We start from the raw sequence: 19,220 nt of genomic DNA, 5'->3' as shown, positions 1-19,220 counted from the left end.
AAAATAAGATGCTGAAAGGTATACGATGAAAAAGTTTAGTTTGATAATTGCCGGTGTGTTATTGCTCCAGCCTTGCTTAGCGAATGATAATTTTACCCTTTACCTAGTAAGGCATGCTGAAAAGCAAGCAGATGATAAAAAACCACGCTTAACTCAATGTGGTCAGGCTAGAGCAAAACAGTTAGCAACCTTGCTCAGCACGGCTAAGATAAAAGCCATTTACAGTACTAGCTACCAAAGAACGATGTTGACTGCTGCCCCGCTAGCTAAACAGCAACACGTTGCAATCAAGCATTATAATCCTAAGCAGCTTGAGCAGTTCGCTTTACATCTAAAGCAAAGCAAAAAAAATGCCCTCATTATCGGGCATAGTAATACTACTCCGCAACTTACTCAGCTATTGAGCGATGAAAAAGTAGCCGCGTTAAGTGAAGATAATTATCAAACACTATATCAGATTCAGTTTGTTGATAAGCAGGCTATATTAACCAAGTTTATGCAACCACTTGTCTGTAACTAGATAAAATGGATTTTGATTAAACTGATTATGCTATTTAATAAATAGTAACCTTTGCTTCATAAAGTATATTCTTGTCGTCATAATCATCAAACCAAAGCGTTAGTTGAAATTCATCAGAGTCAATTTGAACCGTATTACTTAACTCATAGATGTCATCTGGAAAGAATCTATCAAGTTCTGTAATGCTTTTTCCTTGGACAAAATCACCTAAAGACCATGGGATATTTGCAGTAATGTCGTCTTTTATATTAAATAGTTCCTCTAACAATTGAATTGAAGCTAGTTCAGATCTCTTTACTTCAACAAGTAAGCTTGAGTTATAAATATCTATATATGACGTAGCCGAAATTGTAATACGTCCAACAGGGTCACCTAACTCTTCATTTAGTAATGCTAGCTCAACGGTTTCACCTTGAGTCAATTTCGATAGTATCAATCCTAGAGTTTCAAACTGAGCTATCCTGCTATGTTGTTGTTTAAACTTTGGCTCTTTATAAAGGTTTGACTCCAACGAGAAGTCCTCTAAAAAATATTTTTTTTCATTATCATCGGTAGTCCTATAACGAAAAGAGAGTATCAAAGTATTTTCTTGACCCTTTATCACTACTTTTTTCTGATTGTTTAGTTGCACAGCCATCTTCAAGGCTGACTTTACTGCTGAGAAAGAAGATTGACGTGCTACCTTATTAGCTACAAGCCAGGGTGTTTGGTCGAAAAAATCACGTAATGGCACCATGTTTAACAATGTAGGAGATATAACAGATAATTTGCTTTGCACTTTAACCAATTTATTATTTTGAAAGTGCAGCCAATGATTTCTTCCATAGCCGGTAATAAGCTCACCTTCAAACATGGATAATACCACGCTAGGCTCACCAAATTTACCAATCACTTGCTTATAGCTCATGCCAATAGTAGCGCCATATATACCATTGACTAATGAAAGTTCTTTGTTAGTTATTATCGGATGATTTAATTTAGCTTTTGTCGGTGGGCTGAAAACGACTTCTGTTTGAATAGCAATTGATGTACTCCACCCTTTTTTTACTAAATAACCTTGGTGGTTAAACGGCGTTGCCTTTTCGCCCACTTTATTCCCTCCTTCACAAGACTTAATTAACTCAGCTTCATAACTTACCATATACTTAACAAAATGCTCTGAGTCCGCAACCAAATATGTCTCAGTTTTCATAAGCTTTTTAACTTTTTTATCTATCAGTAGCAGATTATCTGCACCAAGTGATTTAGCTTTTATACGTAATTTTTTCAATAAGCTTAATCTTGTTTTATCTGCAAAAGGCCGCTCTGTTGTGACTTTTACTTTGGCATTATCAATAATCTGATAAGCACAATTAGGGTAATAATCGAGGATGGTAGGTAATTCATCCTGAGCGACGACTGGTGGTATAAATAACAGTAATGACAACAAAGTGACAAAAATAAATTTTTCTAAATAACTCATATATAAATCCTTTTCGATTGTGGTTATCTTTTTAAGCTGAAGACTCACCGTAGTTCAGTATCATGCGATCTCTGTTCAGTTTATTAATCAAGCTATAAACAGCCTGATGATTTCCTATGAACAAGCTCAAATTTAAAAGACCTTGCTCTAAGTTAAGCTCTGTAGTCATTGCCTCATCCTTAAATAGGCTTAACTTCTTAGCTCTGTCAGTAAAAGCTAGTGGATACTCAGAAAATGAGGCACTATTTTCCAGAATTTCAACTTCAATGCTATGCCAAGATGAATACCATGTAGCATGACTATTGCCTCGAGATGAGGAACTTGCCAAAGCTAAGTTTTCATTCAAGTGATAATAAGGCTGATATTCTTTTTTAGCTTTAATAAAATTCGGCCGCATTGCTTCTTCAGCTAAATTTTCACGTACAAGAGACAACAAGTTAGCACTGTCTTCAGTTAATTGAACATTAATTTTTTCAAGAACGTTAGCACTACTATAAAGTGCTAAATTAATTAAGTGGGTTTTTATTTGGTTAATCATTTGCAATTGACTATGGAGAGCAAGTTGCCACAGTTTAATTTCAGCAGATAAGCTAGTCCCTTTTTCAAGCTCAATAATTGTCAATGACCTTTTTATCGCTTTCGCGGAGCTAACAAACTGCTCAATTACGCTATTTACTTCGATCAAATCCCATTCAACAGCGGGCTTATTTTCATATTTAGAGAGAAGTGCTGGGATTGATTTGGGTAAATACTGAAATGATTTAACTATATTTGCCTGAACATTGAGTAAATAACGTAATTTTCTCCCTACCTGTATCAGTACACTTTTACTCTCTTTTGTTGGTAAAGTTCGATATGACTTATGGCTGGCAAGATAAGCTAAATAAAAATTGCTTTCTGCCATATAGGACTTAGCCTTCTGCAGCTCTACTAATGCCATTTGCGCCGAATTGAGTTTACTTTGATATAATTCGCGGTCTAACATTACCAGTGTATTTAGCGCGGCAATAATGGGCTCAGCTTGCTTTGTTGTCTTTGCTTGTGCGTAAGCCTTTTCAGCCAAGTGCAGATCTAGTCGAGAACAGCCAACTAAAAATAAAATTGATAAAATAAAAATATACCGAACAATACTAACCATGTTTAAATTCCCTTTCACTTGGATTCCTTTGATATACATTATCTTGCAGCTAAGTATGATCTAGTAATTAAAAAGCTTCACCCGTATTAACCTTACCTAATTTTATTAATTCGACCTCAGTTATTTTAAAAACCTGTCCCCATTGTTGAATGGTCATCATGTCTTTAATTACATGGCCTTGAACTTTTAGTACTGTACCTGGTAACTGATATTCCTTGGCGAGATTCATCGGTAATAGTTTGTCACCTGTTTTTGATACTAAGCCGTAAAAGCCACCTTCAAAATCCAGATACTTTACGGTAACTTGTTGCCAAGTTTTTTTTGCTGAGTTATCCATATTGTCCTTCCTTAGCTCAGTAACTTTATTTTCATTGTTTGATAGCTCATGTGCTTGTGAGCAACCAGCAACTAACAAGCTCAGTGTGACTGCAGCGATTAAAATTTCTTTCATAATATTTATCCAATAAAAAAGGCCAAGGTAATTTCATACCATGACCTTTATTTACATTGTTGTCAAAATAATCAAAGACTAACAACATTAACCAGTGTATTGCTTACCTTTACACTTTAGCTTATTTACACAGCTAAACCATGTAATTTTCTGGCATTGCTAGTGCCGCAACACCAGAGTCTACCGCTGCTTGTGCAACAGCCCTAGCAACAACGGCGCATAAACGAGAATCCATAGGTTTAGGGATAATATAGTTTTTGCCAAAGGTAAGCTCCGACTCACCACTTGCTTTAAGTACTTCAGCCGGTACTGGTTCTTTGGCAAGAGCTCTAATGGCATGTACCGCAGCAATCTTCATGGCATCATTGATAGTACGAGCGCGAACGTCTAAGGCGCCACGAAAAATAAACGGAAAACACAAAACATTATTAACTTGGTTTGGATAATCTGAACGCCCTGTAGCAATAATTAAGTCATCACGTACAGCTAAAGCAAGCTCTGGTTTAATTTCTGGATCTGGGTTAGAACAAGCAAAAATAATTGGATTTTTCGCCATGGATTTCACTTGTTTTTGCGACAGAAGATTAGGACCGGAAACACCAACAAAAACATCAGCTCCTGCAATAGCATCATCTAAGGTACGTTTATCGGTATTGTTAGCAAATAGTTTTTTATATTCATTAAGATCAGTACGACGTGTATGTACTACACCTTTAGTGTCTAACATGTAAATCTTTTCACGCTGGGCACCACACTTGATCAATAATCCCATACAAGCTATTGCTGCCGCACCCGCACCTAAACAAACGATGTTAACTTGTTTAATATCTTTGCCCTGGATGTCTAACGCATTCATCATAGCTGCAGCTGTAACTATTGCCGTACCATGTTGATCATCATGAAACACTGGAATAGCACAACGCTCAATTAAAGCTTTTTCTATGACAAAACACTCTGGCGCTTTAATGTCTTCGAGGTTAATGCCACCAAAACTATCCGCAATACTGGCAACGGTATTGATGAACTCTTCAACCGTTTTATGTGTAACTTCAATATCAAAAGAGTCAATATTGGCGAAGCGTTTGAATAATAACGACTTACCTTCCATAACAGGCTTTGAGGCCATAGGACCTAAATTACCTAAGCCTAAAACCGCCGTACCATTAGTAATAACCGCAACAGTATTACCTTTAGCTGTGTATTTATATACATCATCTGGGTTTTTGGCAATCTCACGACAGGGCTCGGCCACACCTGGGCTATAAGCGAGTGACAAGTCATAACTTGTTTCAGCTGATGTTGTCAATGCGACACTAATTTTACCTGGCGTAGGTAGGGAGTGGTAATCTAAAGCTTGCTGGCGTAGATCTGTCATGAGGGTTCCTTATGCGTTATTAATAGTGTTAGTTTTGTTATTAAGGCCAGTATAGCCATATTTTCTTTTTATTATCGATATCAGTATCACTGGCATTTACTTACTTATATGGTATTGCAATTAGCTAGCTCAATACAAGTCCGTTTTACTATATAACATCGATGTAAGCTATAACTAATAAGACTCTATCATAGGTTAAATTCATATCATTTTGATAAATAGTGGCTATTTCTAATTAAGTATTCAATAACAAACTTAACTTAGCCAAGCTAAAATGGACTTAACCCCCTTTAAAATACATTATCTAGCGCCAAGCCTTATATAGGGCACTATGAAAGTCATAATGAATTAATCTAGACATCGGATCACTTAAATTTAATTTACCGGACAGGAAAAATTTCCAAAAAAAAGTCCAGCTTTTTGCTGGACTTTATTATTAAGTGATTACCTTACCTTCTATTCGGTAAGGGAGAGTAAAGTTTTCCTAATGAAAAGGATTCACTTTAATAATCGTTTCAACACGATCAGGACCGGTAGAGATGATATCTACTGGTATACCGGTAATTTCTTCAATACGCTTGATATAAGCAAGGGCATTTTCCGGTAAATCATCAACTGATGTTGCACCCACTGTGCTTTCACTCCAACCTGGTAGTTCTTCGTATACCGGGGTGATTTTCTCATATCCTTCAGCAGCCGTAGGCGGTACAGTGATAATATCACCGGCTTCAGTTTTATAGCCAATACAGATTTTTAATGTTTTTAAACCATCAAGTACATCTAGCTTAGTTAAACAAAAACCTGTTACGCTATTTACTTGGATGGCACGGTGCATGGCAACCGCATCAAACCAACCACAGCGTCGCTCACGACCTGTAGTAGCACCAACCTCGCGACCTACAGTACCTAAGTGGTCACCAATTTCATCATGCAATTCCGTAGGGAATGGGCCTGAGCCAACACGAGTAGTGTAAGCTTTGGTTATACCTAAGATGTAATCTAAGTGACGAGGACCGAAACCACAACCCGTGGCAACACCACCGGCAGTAGTATTTGAAGAAGTTACGTAAGGGTAAGTTCCATGGTCGATATCAAGTAAAGTACCTTGGGCACCTTCAAACATGATTGACTCACCCGCTTTACGCGCTTGATCTAATATTTCTGAAATATCAGCTGTCATCTTTTTAATGGTATCGGCAACAGCTAACGCATCGGCTAATACTTCTTCATAGTTTACTGGTTCAACTTTATAGTAGTTAACCAATGAGAAATTATGATATTCAACAATTTCTTTTAGTTTAACCGCAAATGTTTCTGCGCAGAACAAATCACCAACACGTAAACCGCGTCGTGCAACTTTATCTTCATACGCAGGACCAATACCACGACCTGTAGTACCAATGGCTTTATTACCACGCGCAATTTCACGTGCAGCATCTAAGGCGTTATGGTAAGGAAGGATTAGTGGACATGCGTCACTAATCAATAAACGTTCACGTACTGGAACGCCCTTGGCTTCTAACATGCTAATTTCTGTCATTAAAGCTTTAGGACATAAAACTACACCATTACCAATTAGACATTTTACGTTATCACGTAATATGCCCGATGGAATAAGATGTAACACGGTTTTTTCACCGTTAATCACTAAAGTATGGCCAGCATTGTGACCGCCTTGATAACGAACTACATATTTAGCTTTATCAGTTAGTAAGTCTACGATCTTACCTTTACCTTCGTCACCCCATTGAGTGCCGAGAACAACTACATTTTTGCCCATGTTTTACTATTTCGTAAGTAAATTAGGCGAGGATTTTACCAAAGAATTATTTGTAGTCCAAGAGAAAAAAGCAGCTTTTTGTGCTGCTTTTAAAATAACCTATGAAGTTAACAAGTTAGCTCGAAATTATTCATAGCCCCAAGGGGTAATTGGCGTACTAATTGGCTTAGTTAAATCAAAATCCACTCTAAATTCTCGACCTTGACGGATCAAACGATAAGTAAATTTCTCCGGGTAAATATACATTTGCCAAGTATTACCAACTGATTGTGGTATGCCTTGCGCGACAAATAGCTCCTTAGAATACTGATCTGCTGGGAAAGATTGCATTTCGGCCCAACCAGCATCGTTGGTATGGCCACCATACATAGTTGATTTATCAAAGCTACCATCTTTTTTTCGATGATCATGCTTTAACGACAAACCTGAGCCGGTTTTAGTAATAATCCATGTCCGTGATGAATCATCGCCAACATGAAAAGGTATTTGTAGTTGACTGTCGGTACATTTGCGCACGTGCATGATTAATTTTTTATTAGCAAAACTGCCACCGGCAACATTATCAACCGTGACCTTACCTTCATAGGACTTACCACAATGTTTACTGATATGGTTAAAAAAATCATCTTGGCTCTTTATTGAAACCAATGGCGCTTCAGCCGCTATTAAGGTGGCAGCCAATGGCAACGATGCGATTGCCGCGATCATATATTTTTTTATTGTCATATTATTCCCTTTATTAAATTTACCCTTGCTGGAACTCTGCTATTGCAATTTACCCATCACTAGATATAAAAAAGCCAGCAATTATGCTGGCTTATGTTCAGGGTGAGTAATAGCTCGCCTTGCTATAAATAGCAAGGCGCGAGCAATATTCAGCTATTTTTGAATAGCACTGCCACCTTTTAAATAACGAAAGAATTCGCTATCAGGTTGGACCACCATGATATCATTTTTACTGCTAAAGCTTTTTTCATAAGCCTCAAGACTACGATAGAAGCTATAAAATTCTGGATCTTTTGTATAAGCATCGGCATAGACTTTAGCGGCTATTGCATCACCTTCACCACGTACAGTAAATGAATATTTCTGTGCTTCAGCTAACATTATGGTTACTTTGGCATCAATAGTAGCGCGAATAATTTCTGCTTGCTCTTGACCTTGTGACCTATGTTCTGTAGCAACAGCATTTCGTTCAGCACGCATACGTTCATAGATAGAATTACTTATCTCTGTCGGTAAGTTAATGGCTTTAATACGTACGTCTATGACTTCAATGCCTAAGTCTTCCCGGCTACTTGCCGCACTTTCAAGTGCCTTGCTCATAATAGCAGCACGATCACCCGAAACTATTTCTTTAATGGTGCGATTACCAAATTCAGTCCGTAAACCGTTATTAACTTTCTGCTTAAGTAATGCCCGAGCATTATCCAGAGAGCCACCAGTACGTAGGTAATAAGTAGAGAAATCAACGATGCGCCATTTAACAAATGAATCAACCATTAAATCTTTTTTCTCTGAGGTTACAAAACGATCCGCAGGTTCATCTAATGTTTGAATACGCGCATCTAATTTACGTACTGTCTCAACAAATGGAATCTTGAAGTGTAAGCCCGGCTTATAGATCATCATTTCATCGGTAGCACTATCACGTTTAATCTTTGAAAATTGGAAGACTATGCCACGTTGGCCTTCGTAAATTACAAAAACTGACGATAAACCTAACACGACAAGTAACGCTAATATAGCAATGGAAAAATTTTTCATTGTTTAGTTTCTCCCATTGCTGAATCTATCAGAGCGGTTTGACGATGATAAAGGTGACGTATTCACACTAGACTGAGTCGCAGGTAGGTAATTACTTTTACCACTACGATTACTAGTATTTTGTTGCTGAATAATTTTATCTAAAGGTAAGTACATCATATTATTACTACCCTCTACATCAATCATAACCTTACTGGTATTACTATATACTTTTTCCATGGTAGCAATATATAAACGTTCACGTGTTACTCTAGGTGCTGCTTGATATTCTGGTAAGATTTTTTCGAAACGAGCGACCTCACCTTGTGCATCTAGTACTATTTGAGCTTTGTAGGCCATTGCTTCCTGCTCAATACGCTTAACACGACCACGTGCACGTGGTTCAATGCCTTTAGCATAAGCTTCGGCTTCCCGTAAGAAACGAACTTCATCTTCTTGGGCCGAGATCGCATCATCAAAAGCCTCTTTCACTTCATTCGGTGGACGAGCATCTTTAAAGTTAACATCAACAATAATTAACCCTAGGTTATAAGGTGCAATTATTTTTTCTAACTCTTGCCATACCGCTTGGCGAATATCTTCACGACCACTGGTTAAAATGTCATCCATGTCTGCATGACCAACAACATAACGAAGGGCACTATCAAGTGATTGATTTAAGCTGTCTTCGGCATTTGTCACACTGAAAATAAAGTTGCGGGCATCAACAACACGATATTGAATTTGCATTTCTACGCGAACAACATTTTCATCTTTAGTTAACATAAAACCAGATGAAGGCATATCACGGGTACTTTGCATATCAACAGGAATAATGCGGTCAATAAAAGTCCACTTCCAGTTAATACCGGGTTCAACCGTACCTGTGTACTGACCAAAACGAAGTACAATACCTTTCTCTGCTTCTTTAATAGTGTAAAAACCACTAAAGGCATAAACAATTGATGCTACGATTAAAAGAATACTTAGCCCTATGCGGGAAAAGTTCTTGCCAAAACCAGAGCCACCTTTAGTCGTTTTACCACCAAAAATGCCGGTAACTTTTTTACCAAGATCATTAAGAAGTTCATCTAAATCTGGTGGCCCTTGATTCTTGCCACCTTTATTTTTCCAGGGGTCTTTATCATTATTCCCCGGTTCGTTCCAAGCCATACTGTTCTCCACTAATAATCGGCGACAATAAACTTATCGCCCCTACAATTAAAATTATTTAAGCTAATGTACAATATAATCTACTAACTCACTGTACTTAGTCGCAATTAACCTTTGCCATTCCCGCGAGGGCATTTTAACTTCAAGGTGACAATAACCTTGCTCATCAAAAGTCTCATGGGTAATGCAATTTAACTTGTACAACTCACCACGTAATTTACCTGCACTTGGCGGGATATTCAGTTGGTGATTCACTACTTCTATATCCAATCGTTCCGCAAGTGCGGTAAATAATAATTCAATGCCTATATTTGCTTGTGCCGACAGCCAAACACGAATAGGCACCCCTTGCTCATCGCGATCTATTCGCGGTTCAATATCATCTAAGTTATCAATTTTATTACAGATAACCAACTGAGGCACTTCGTTTGCTTCTATCTCCTTAAGTACATATTCTACTTGTTCGATATTTTCGCTACGCCTGTCATCTGAAATATCAACCACATGCAATAATAATTCGGCTTCACGAGTTTCGGTCAGTGTTGCTTTAAAAGCCGCCACTAAATCGTGAGGTAAGTGGCGAATAAAACCTACGGTGTCGGCTAAAATAACCCTACCAATACCTGGTAAATCCATTTTTCTTAACGTTGGATCTAAAGTAGAAAAAAGTTTATCCGCAGCATACACTTCAGATTGAGTTAAGGTATTAAACAAGGTTGATTTACCGGCATTGGTATAGCCCACTAGCGATAAAGTCGGTAACTCGGCTCTAGTTCTAGCTCTACGCCCTTGCTGTCTTTGTACTTCAACTTTGTCTAAACGTTTGCGAATATTAACCATACGTTCGCGCAGTAAACGTCTATCTGTTTCTAGCTGTGTTTCACCTGGGCCCCGAAGGCCGATACCACCTTTTTGTCTCTCTAAATGAGTCCAACCTCGAATCAAACGACTACTCATATGACGTAATTGTGCTAATTCGACTTGTAACTTACCCTCATGTGTTCGGGCTCGTTGGGCAAAAATATCCAGAATTAAGGTAGTACGATCAATAACTCGACATTCACATAATGCTTCGATATTTTTTTCTTGAGACGGCGTTAAGCTATGATTAAACAAAATGACGTTAGCAGCCACTAAATGAACTGCGTCACGTATTTCTTCTGCTTTACCTGAGCCGACAAAAAAACGAGAGTCAGGTTTATTTCGTTTACCCGTTACAATGGTTAAGGCTTGAACTCCAGCAGAAGACACTAACATTTTAAATTCGTTTAGGTCTTCTTTACAGCTTTCATCTGGAAAGTCTATATGAACAAGTACGGCTTGCTCACCCGCTTGATAACGTTCAAACAATAGCGTTAAATCCTAGTACCATAATTAATCGTACTCAAAAAAACATCAAAAGCCTTAGGCATCTGAAGGTTGATCATCCGAACTAGGTATTGGCGCTGTATTAACAGCGCGCGAAGGTACAACGGTAGATATAGCGTGCTTATATACCATCTGACTAACAGTATTTTTAAGGAGAATAACAAACTGATCAAACGATTCTACTTGTCCTTGTAACTTAATACCGTTAACTAAATATATTGCAACTGGAATGCGATCACGACGTAATGCATTTAAGAATGGGTCTTGCAAAGACTGCCCTTTTGCCATTATATGGTCCCTTTATTATTATTAAAACGTTACTGGTAAACTTGAAAAACAGTAACAATATTTCTGAAAAATTTACTATGAAAACAGCACAACAAAACGTTGTATTAAATAGCTAACAAATTAATTATACATCAATTTTAAACTATTGCTGTATATTTACTTAGGCTTTATTTCTTGGTCTCAAGCAGTGATAAAACTTGTGTTAAGTTGCTGCTATCATCTGTGGTTAGCCAGTGTAAATCAGGCCAATTTCGTAACCAGGTTAATTGCCTTTTCGCTAATTGCCTGGTTGCACAAATACCACGAAAAATCATTTCATCATGGTCAATTTCACCCTCAAGGTATTGCCACATTTGCCGATAGCCAACACAGCGAATAGCGGGTAAATCTTGGTGTAAATCACCTCGTGATTTTAACCTAATTACTTCTTGTTCAAAACCCATAGCAATCATTTGTTGATAACGCAGGGCAATTCGTTCATGTAAGGTACTCCGCTCTTGGGGAGTGATGGCCAATTGTAGAACATTGCCGCTGAGCTTAGCACCTTTTTTTTGCGTCAATTGTGTCAAAGTGTTACCCGTGATCCTATACACTTCAAGCGCTCTAGTTAAGCGCTGCGGGTCATTTGGATGAATCCGTAAGGCTGACACAGGGTCTATTTCTGCTAGCTGATCATGCATTGCCTGCCAGCCTTTTGTCAAAGCCTCACTGGCAATCGCTTGGCGTATTTCAGCATTTGCCGTAGGTAACGGGGAAATACCTTCAATTAAGCTTTTGAAATACATCATAGTACCGCCAACCAACAATGGAATGCGGTTATTACTTCTGATCTCAGCAATTTCAGCTAAGGCATCACGACAAAAATCGGCGGCCGAATAGCTTTCGCTGGCATCACGTAAGTTAATAAGTCGATGTGGATACTGTGCTAATTCGGCCTTGCTTGGCTTAGCTGTGCCTATATCCATATCTCGATAAATAAGCGCCGAGTCAACGCTGATGATATCGCAAGGTAACGCTTCTTGCAGTGCCATAGCCAAGGCGGTTTTCCCTGATGCTGTTGGTCCCATTAAACAAATAACAGGTGGCTGATTTGACGCTATGATGTTTTCAACTGACACGAATACTGAACTCTATCTAAATTATCTAAAGGAACTAAAGTAACTGCTTAATATGAGATGTAAGGTCAAGGGGGATAGAATTCAAGAGCAATTGCTCACTAAGTTGTTCATTAAACAATTTATTTGACAGTTTTAATAAAATTTCTGCTTGTGTTTCATCGTATTGCGCTAACACCATGGCAACACCAATACTATGATAAAAATCCTGTTCAGCAAGTTGCTTACCATTATTACCATTCTGCTTTTGCCTAAGCTCATCAAGAATTACGATAGAAGCATGACTGACATCTTGCTCACGCAATAGCGCGGGGAATTGCCTTATTTGTATTTTGTTTTTACCCTGGTCAACAAAAATAATACCCGCTTGCGCTAGTTTCTCTTGCTCTGCTACTGCCAGCTTTAATTGCTGCGCAGAAAGAGTGACCATTACAGGCAATAGTAATGGTTGACTGACCAAGCCTGTAATAGCGCCCTCTTCTTGCTCACTATTTTTCTGCCAGCTTTGCGCAACAAGTTTGCCATAAGTACTTTTAGCTAATTTAAACAGCGATAAAACTCTGACCTTACTCTTTACCTCATACAGTGCATAACCCGGTTTATGTATGCTTAGCAAGATGCTCTGATCAGAAGAGCCCTGCTGAATTGCTACCTCATGCTCGAGTGTAAAATCTTTATTTGAGTCAACTGCAAGCGCGACTTCACTTGCAGCGTCACTATGAGGTGTCATCAATGCTTGATAGTTAGCCACTGCCTCTGGAGAGATTTTCTGAGTCTGTGCTTGCTGGGCATTACCACGGTAGCCATAACTCGATTGACTGTTACTAACATCATTTACCTGCTGTAACGGTCTAACATAATCAGGCCGTGAGTAATTTACTGTCGGCGAACTCGTGTCTGGTGCCTGACTGACTTGTGCTTCATTATTACCAACAGCGGCATAAGATTGCTCAGGCACTAACGCTAAATCACTCTCTGGCGCAGTAAATAACTCTTCGCCGGCTAATGCCGACGTCAACGCTTTATGACAAACAGAATAGATAAAGTCATGAACATAGCGACTTTGATGAAAGCGGACTTCATGTTTTGCGGGATGAACATTGACATCCACTTCGCGGTGATCAAGTTGTAAAAACAAAACAAAAGCTGGGTAAGTGTCTGGCGGTAATAAATCTGCATACGCTTGGCGTATCGCATGATTAATTAACTTATCACGCATCATCCGGCCATTGACATAGCTATAACAAAGATCGTTTTGACTGCGTGAGAAACTTGGCTTTGCTAACCAGCCAGATAGCTTCATATTGTCATGAGGGCAATCGATTTCAACGGCATGTTGAATAAATTTTGGCCCACAGACCATAGCAACACGTTTAGTACATTGCGCTTGCGTACTTGCCAGACGATATTGGCGCACAGTTTTACCATTGTGCGTTAGCATGAAGCTGACCGAGAAGTTGGCAAGTGCGATACGACGTACCACTTCATCGATATGATTAAATTCAGTTTTTTCTGTCCGTAAGAACTTTCGCCTAGCGGGCGTATTAAAGAATAAGTCGAGTACTTCAATGCTGGTACCGTCGGGGTGAGCCGCTGGCATTATCTGCACCGACATATCTCGCCCTTGGGCAACGGCTTGCCAAGCAGTTGCTTGAGTTTTAGGTTTTGACGTTAAGGTTAATCGTGCCACTGAACTAATACTGGCTAAGGCTTCACCACGAAAACCTAAGCTATCAATCGCTTCTAAGTCAGTTAAATTTTTTATTTTACTGGTTGCATGACGACTTAACGCCAAGGTTAATTCTTCTTTTACTATGCCGTGACCATTATCAGTAATTTTTATTTTTTTGATGCCGCCTTTATCAACATCAATATGAATCGATGTGGCACCCGCATCTAAACTATTTTCGATCAGTTCTTTTATTACCGACGCCGGGCGTTCAACCACTTCACCGGCAGCAATTTGGTTAGCCAAACGTGCTGGTAATATTGCAATAGTCATAAGATTTATCCAGTACGGGGGATTTTTAATGTTTGACCAATTCGTATTGAATTAGACTTTAAATTATTAATGGCTTTGAGTTTACTCATAGTGATATTGTAACGTTTAGCCAATACCGATAGTGATTCGCCACTGCGAACTTTATGCTTTTTATAGCCAACCGAAGCAAAATAAGACCCAGTTAAAGGGTGCGCTAAAAAGTAATTCTTGATACCTTGATGAATTGCATTGGCTAAGCGTTGCTGGTGTTTAGGCCAGGTGAGATTTTTCTCTTCTCTATGGTTAGAAATAAAACCAGTCTCGACCAAAATAGAGGGTATATCTGCAGATTTCAGCACACCAAAATTACCATTTTGTGGGGTTTTCTTATGCATTTTGGTGATTTTTTTCAATTCTTTAATAACTTCATTGGCAACACCAAAGCTGACGCCAAGGGAATGCTCTTTGCTCATATCGGCTAAGGCTAGCGCTAAATGACTATCCGAAGTGTTTTTTATCACCCCACCACCACCACCAAGTAGCTCGGACTTTTTCTCTCTATTTAATAACCACTTTGCCAGTTCAGACTCAGCCCTACGCTTAGTCACTACCCAGACCGAAGCACCACTAGGTCCCGGAGTATAAAACGCATCTGCATGAATAGAGACAAAGAAGTCGACGTATTTTTCTCTGGCTAAGCTAGTACGACGATTTATATCTACGGCATAATCGCCACTACGGATCATGACCGCTTTCATGCCTTTTTCTTTGTTAATGAGTGTTTGTAATTTTTTAGCTATCGCTAAAGTCACTCGTTTTTCATAAGTGCCTTTACCACCGATTGAACCGGGATCTTCACCACCATGGCCAGCATCTATACCAATTATAATATCGCCAATAGTTTGCTTTGGCTTAGAAATATTCTTTTTACTACGCTTTTTATCATAAAGATCAATCACCAAGCGATTACCGTATTGGCCTGCAGGCGCTAAAGGAAAAACAGTGAGTTGATACGATTGCGCCAGCTCTAACACCAGGCGGGTTTTGCCTTTATTTATGCTGGAACGGAAAAGCTTTACCCTTGGATCATTAGCGGCAAGGTTTTTTAAGGCTACCGTGTTTTTGGTATTGCTAAAGTCGATAACCAAACGGTGTGGATTAGTAAGAGTAAAGTACTTGTATTCCGGCTTTTGTCTAACATCAAAAACAATACGGGTATTTTCTGGTGCCGGCCAGACACGAATGCCATCAATGCTATTAGCGGCGAAGCTACTTACCGAAAATAGGCTCGATAATAAAAAAACACTTAGTAAACTAAATGCCCGTAACTTTATTATCGCCAGAAGAACTCTGTGATACATGCAATTAACCCCAACTGTTTTATAACTTTATAATATCTGCCAGTGCCGTCATCACTTGTTCGCCGTGAGTTGACTCTGCTTGCAACTTGATGATTCTTTGTTCATCTTGGTAAGCTATATTAATGATTATATCTGCTTTAGCCAATAGCCCTGTGCCTTTTTCTGGCCATTCAATAAAACAGCAGCAATCATCATTAAAATAATCCCTAATGCCCATATATTCTAATTCTTCCGCATCAGCAAGACGATACAAGTCAAAATGGAATATTCGCCAGTTTGCCAGCTCATAAGGTTCAACTAAGGTGTAAGTCGGGCTTTTTACATTGCCTTGATGGCCCATACCTCGGACAAAGCCTCGAGTCAGCGTGGTTTTACCCGCACCTAAATCACCATTAAGGTAAACGACTAACGCTTGCTGAACGGCTGTACTTTTAAGTACTTGCGCCAGCCCAGCACCAATGGCAATGGTAGCTGCTTCATCAGCTAAAAAATATTCTAATTCTTTCATTTTGCTTTTCTATCTTTATTAAGGCTATTGCTGCGACAACTAGTGTGACGTTAATGACTGGGTATTTTACCATTAAGCAAGTGCTGTAAGGGTACAAATAAATCACTGGCTAACAAACCACGTTGACCATTATTATTGGCTATAATATCAGCTGCCGCGCCATGAATATAGGCTGCCAAACATGTTGCCGAAAAAACATCATCACTTTGCAGCACTAACGCACTAATAATGCCACTTAATACATCACCCATACCACCTGATGCCATACCGGCATTACCTGAGTTATTGATAACAATTTGTTCACCATCAGAGATTAATGACCCCGCGCCTTTAAGTAAACAAACACCTCCATATTGTTTGGCAATAGCACTGACAGCAGCAAAACGATCGGCTTCTATGCTAGCAATGTCACAGTGTAACAAAGCCGCAGCCTCTTTCGGGTGTGGTGTTAATACCCAATGATGATAATGTTGTTTCATCTTACTTAACCTAGTATTGCTTAACTTAGTCTTGCTTAGCCATATTAAAGCATCGGCATCGAGGATGATGTTTTTCTTAGTTGCCTGACTCGTTGCACAGAGTAATGTAAATAGTTGCTCTGCCTCATTATCATGTCCTAGACCTGGACCAATAAGATAAGTTTTCGCCTGATGCAGTGGCGCTGAATTGTCCAATAACTCTGCGGTTGTTGGCGCTAACATCAATTCAGGTCGGCCGTACATGATAATTGCTTGATTACTTGCGTGACAACTGACGGCAACTAAACCCGCGCCACAACGTAAAGCGGCTTCACTGGCAAGGCGAATTGCCCCTGGCATTCCCAGCCCTCCGCCTACGGCTAATAATAAGCCACTAATGCCTTTATGGCTGGCAGGCAAGCGCTTGGCTAAGTTCAAGGGTTGTTTATATTGACTGTAATAATGATTAGTTTTCACCCGCCTAGTAAAGGCGTTATTCAATGCTAGAGGGGCTAGTAGTAACGTACCGACAAAATTGGCTGCTTTTCCGGTTAACAAGCCTTGCTTATAAACGATAAATGTTAAGGTAACATCCGCAATAATGGCTTGAATATCTCGGTTTGCCCCATGCACTTGCCCTGTGGTGGCACAAAGTCCTGAAGGTAGATCAATACTAATGACCTTGGCGGTATGATGATTAATACTCAATACCAGCCGTTGCAAACTGGGTTTAAGCTGACCGGTAAAACCGATACCAAATAACGCATCAACGATGACCTCACCGGTAAAGCTATCGATGCAAGCTAAGCTCTTAGCGTTATTACGTTCCTCCACCTTATCAATAAGTAACACAGCGCCTGCAGCAATCATTGCTTGATAAGCTAGCAGAGCATCTGCTTTTAGCTGACTAACAGCGCAGCTAAGTAAAACACTGAGCTTTATATTTTTTTTGTGGGCTAATTGCGCAACAATAAAACCATCGCCGCCATTATTGCCTTTACCACACAGTACTAGTATATGCTCGGCTTTCGGCCAGCTTTTCAATAGCTGGGTAAAAACGGCTGCACCGGCACTGTTCATAAGATCATAGCTTGCTATGTCTTGACTAAGCGCAATTCTAGCTTCATGATTCAATACTTGCTCCGCACTATACACTGACGTCATGGGCGGCTTTTGTGATAAACTTACCAGTAATTTCATGGTGATAATCTTACCCTTAATCTATGGTTCAACAATCGAGCTAAAGCTGACTTTATTTGTATGACAATGTCTCTTATTAACTATCAAGAATTAGCAGAAAAAATCAAGTGCTGGGGTAAAGAACTAGGCTTTTCTGATTTAGGCATCAGTGATATTGATCTAACAGCTCATGAAAGTGTACTAGAGCGTTGGTTGGCTAATAACTACCACGGCAATATGGATTATATGGCCCGCCATGGTTTAATGCGTGCTCGACCGGCGGAACTAGTGCCAGGTACCATTAGAGTCATCAGTGTACGCTTAGATTATCTGCCACAAAATGCTAAGTTTGCTAGCGTACTCAAAGATAAGAACAAGGCCTATATTAGCCGCTATGCCCTTGGCCGCGATTATCATAAATTAATGCGCAAACGCTTGCAGCAATTAGGCAAGAAAATAGCCGAGCACTGCAGTGATTTTAATTGCCGACCCTTTGTAGATTCAGCGCCAGTAATGGAAAGGCCTTTAGCCGAAAAGGCCGGATTGGGTTGGGCTGGTAAACATACCCTCTTAATCAATAAAGAAGCGGGGTCTTGGTTTTTTCTGGGTGAATTATTTGTTGATATCCCGTTACCCGTTAGCAACAATGAATATAGCGCTGCGGCCATTAAAGCCATTGAAACACAAACTAAGATTAATGACTGCGGCAGCTGTGTCGCCTGCATTAAAATTTGCCCAACTAAAGCCATAGTAGCGCCCTATACGGTTGATGCACGGCGCTGTATTTCTTATTTTACCATTGAATCACCCGACGCCATCCCCGAAGAGTTGCGGCCATTAATGGGTAATCGTATTTATGGTTGTGATGATTGCCAATTAATTTGTCCATGGAATAAATACGCCAAACTCAGCCTTATTGATGACTTTCAAGCGAGAAATAATCTCGATGATATCAGTTTGCTGGAGTTATTCGCGTGGACAGAAGAGTATTTTCTTAACACCTTACAGGGCTCGCCTATCAGGCGTATTGGCTTTCAAAGTTGGCTACGTAATATTGCCGTGGCATTAGGCAATGCCCCCTATAGTGATGAGGTTGTTAAGGCCTTAACTGAAAAACGCGCTAAGGCCAGTGAACTCGTGGTAGAACATATTAACTGGGCATTAGCACAGCAGAGTAATAAAAAAATGCTCTCGGAGAAAACTGCCGCTGAGCAAGAGAAAAACCATAGATTAACACTACGCTTGATCCGCTCTGTCGAGAAAGGCCTAACTAGAGATGCTTAGAGCTACCGTTTAAAGGTTAACAGCTATTTAGTC

17 protein-coding genes are annotated in these 19,220 nt (G+C 39.6%); 2 read left to right on the top strand and 15 right to left on the bottom strand.

Annotation, left to right across the window (positions count from 1 at the left end; genetic code table 11):
* The first annotated feature begins 25 nt into the window (after positions 1-25).
* Positions 26-520, top strand: a complete 495-nt coding sequence (locus CMT41_RS01535) for a SixA phosphatase family protein (protein ID WP_057179409.1) — start codon at positions 26-28, stop codon at positions 518-520.
* Between the two features lie 34 nt (positions 521-554).
* Here CMT41_RS01535 and CMT41_RS01530 read toward each other — a convergent pair whose 3' ends face one another.
* The 15 genes from CMT41_RS01530 to CMT41_RS01460 all read right to left on the bottom strand — a co-directional run bounded on the left by CMT41_RS01530 (position 555) and on the right by CMT41_RS01460 (position 17,924).
* Positions 555-1,982, bottom strand: a complete 1,428-nt coding sequence (locus CMT41_RS01530) for a hypothetical protein (protein WP_057179408.1) — start codon at positions 1,980-1,982, stop codon at positions 555-557.
* Between the two features lie 31 nt (positions 1,983-2,013).
* Positions 2,014-3,120, bottom strand: a complete 1,107-nt coding sequence (locus CMT41_RS01525) for a hypothetical protein (RefSeq protein ID WP_058026162.1) — start codon at positions 3,118-3,120, stop codon at positions 2,014-2,016.
* A gap of 67 nt (positions 3,121-3,187) precedes the next feature.
* Positions 3,188-3,571 carry a hypothetical protein gene (locus CMT41_RS01520; protein WP_058026161.1) on the bottom strand — a complete coding sequence of 128 codons (384 nt, stop codon included), beginning with the start codon at positions 3,569-3,571 and terminating at the stop codon, positions 3,188-3,190.
* Between the two features lie 133 nt (positions 3,572-3,704).
* Positions 3,705-4,946: a malic enzyme-like NAD(P)-binding protein gene (locus CMT41_RS01515; protein WP_057179405.1), complete on the bottom strand. Its 1,242-nt coding sequence runs from the start codon at positions 4,944-4,946 to the stop codon at positions 3,705-3,707.
* Positions 4,947-5,430: 484 nt separating this feature from the next.
* Positions 5,431-6,726: an adenylosuccinate synthase gene (locus CMT41_RS01510; RefSeq protein WP_057179404.1), complete on the bottom strand. Its 1,296-nt coding sequence runs from the start codon at positions 6,724-6,726 to the stop codon at positions 5,431-5,433.
* Between the two features lie 126 nt (positions 6,727-6,852).
* The gene (locus tag CMT41_RS01505; protein ID WP_438819287.1) at positions 6,853-7,434 is read right to left on the bottom strand and encodes a hypothetical protein; all 582 of its coding nucleotides are present in this window, start codon (positions 7,432-7,434) and stop codon (positions 6,853-6,855) included.
* Between the two features lie 171 nt (positions 7,435-7,605).
* Positions 7,606-8,493: a protease modulator HflC gene (gene hflC, locus CMT41_RS01500; protein WP_058026160.1), complete on the bottom strand. Its 888-nt coding sequence runs from the start codon at positions 8,491-8,493 to the stop codon at positions 7,606-7,608.
* Between the two features lie 3 nt (positions 8,494-8,496).
* Positions 8,497-9,645: an FtsH protease activity modulator HflK gene (gene hflK, locus CMT41_RS01495; protein ID WP_058026159.1), complete on the bottom strand. Its 1,149-nt coding sequence runs from the start codon at positions 9,643-9,645 to the stop codon at positions 8,497-8,499.
* 63 nt (positions 9,646-9,708) lie between these two features.
* The gene (hflX, locus tag CMT41_RS01490; protein ID WP_058026158.1) at positions 9,709-10,995 is read right to left on the bottom strand and encodes a ribosome rescue GTPase HflX; all 1,287 of its coding nucleotides are present in this window, start codon (positions 10,993-10,995) and stop codon (positions 9,709-9,711) included.
* Positions 10,996-11,049: 54 nt separating this feature from the next.
* Entirely contained in the window at positions 11,050-11,301 is a 252-nt protein-coding gene (gene hfq / locus CMT41_RS01485; RefSeq protein WP_057179399.1) for an RNA chaperone Hfq, read from the bottom strand.
* Positions 11,302-11,468: 167 nt separating this feature from the next.
* On the bottom strand, positions 11,469-12,368 hold the full coding sequence (miaA, locus tag CMT41_RS01480; RefSeq protein ID WP_058028111.1) for a tRNA (adenosine(37)-N6)-dimethylallyltransferase MiaA: 900 nt from the start codon (positions 12,366-12,368) through the stop codon (positions 11,469-11,471).
* 85 nt (positions 12,369-12,453) lie between these two features.
* Positions 12,454-14,418 carry a DNA mismatch repair endonuclease MutL gene (gene mutL / locus CMT41_RS01475; RefSeq protein ID WP_058026157.1) on the bottom strand — a complete coding sequence of 655 codons (1,965 nt, stop codon included), beginning with the start codon at positions 14,416-14,418 and terminating at the stop codon, positions 12,454-12,456.
* A gap of 5 nt (positions 14,419-14,423) precedes the next feature.
* Positions 14,424-15,758: an N-acetylmuramoyl-L-alanine amidase gene (locus CMT41_RS01470; protein ID WP_058026156.1), complete on the bottom strand. Its 1,335-nt coding sequence runs from the start codon at positions 15,756-15,758 to the stop codon at positions 14,424-14,426.
* Between the two features lie 19 nt (positions 15,759-15,777).
* Positions 15,778-16,266, bottom strand: coding sequence for a tRNA (adenosine(37)-N6)-threonylcarbamoyltransferase complex ATPase subunit type 1 TsaE (tsaE, locus tag CMT41_RS01465; protein WP_058026155.1), 489 nt, complete (start codon positions 16,264-16,266; stop codon positions 15,778-15,780).
* Between the two features lie 50 nt (positions 16,267-16,316).
* The gene (locus CMT41_RS01460; RefSeq protein ID WP_058026154.1) at positions 16,317-17,924 is read right to left on the bottom strand and encodes a bifunctional ADP-dependent NAD(P)H-hydrate dehydratase/NAD(P)H-hydrate epimerase; all 1,608 of its coding nucleotides are present in this window, start codon (positions 17,922-17,924) and stop codon (positions 16,317-16,319) included.
* 60 nt (positions 17,925-17,984) lie between these two features.
* On the opposite strand from CMT41_RS01460, the gene queG reads away from it, so the two are divergent.
* Positions 17,985-19,187, top strand: coding sequence for a tRNA epoxyqueuosine(34) reductase QueG (gene queG / locus CMT41_RS01455; RefSeq protein ID WP_058026153.1), 1,203 nt, complete (start codon positions 17,985-17,987; stop codon positions 19,185-19,187).
* Positions 19,188-19,220 lie beyond the last annotated feature (33 nt).

This window comes from Colwellia sp. MT41, from assembly GCF_001444365.1.
Taxonomy (GTDB): Bacteria; Pseudomonadota; Gammaproteobacteria; order Enterobacterales; family Alteromonadaceae; genus Colwellia; species Colwellia marinimaniae.
The sequence above is the reverse complement of the archived record's forward strand: the minus strand, read 5'-3'. Positions and strand labels throughout refer to the sequence as shown.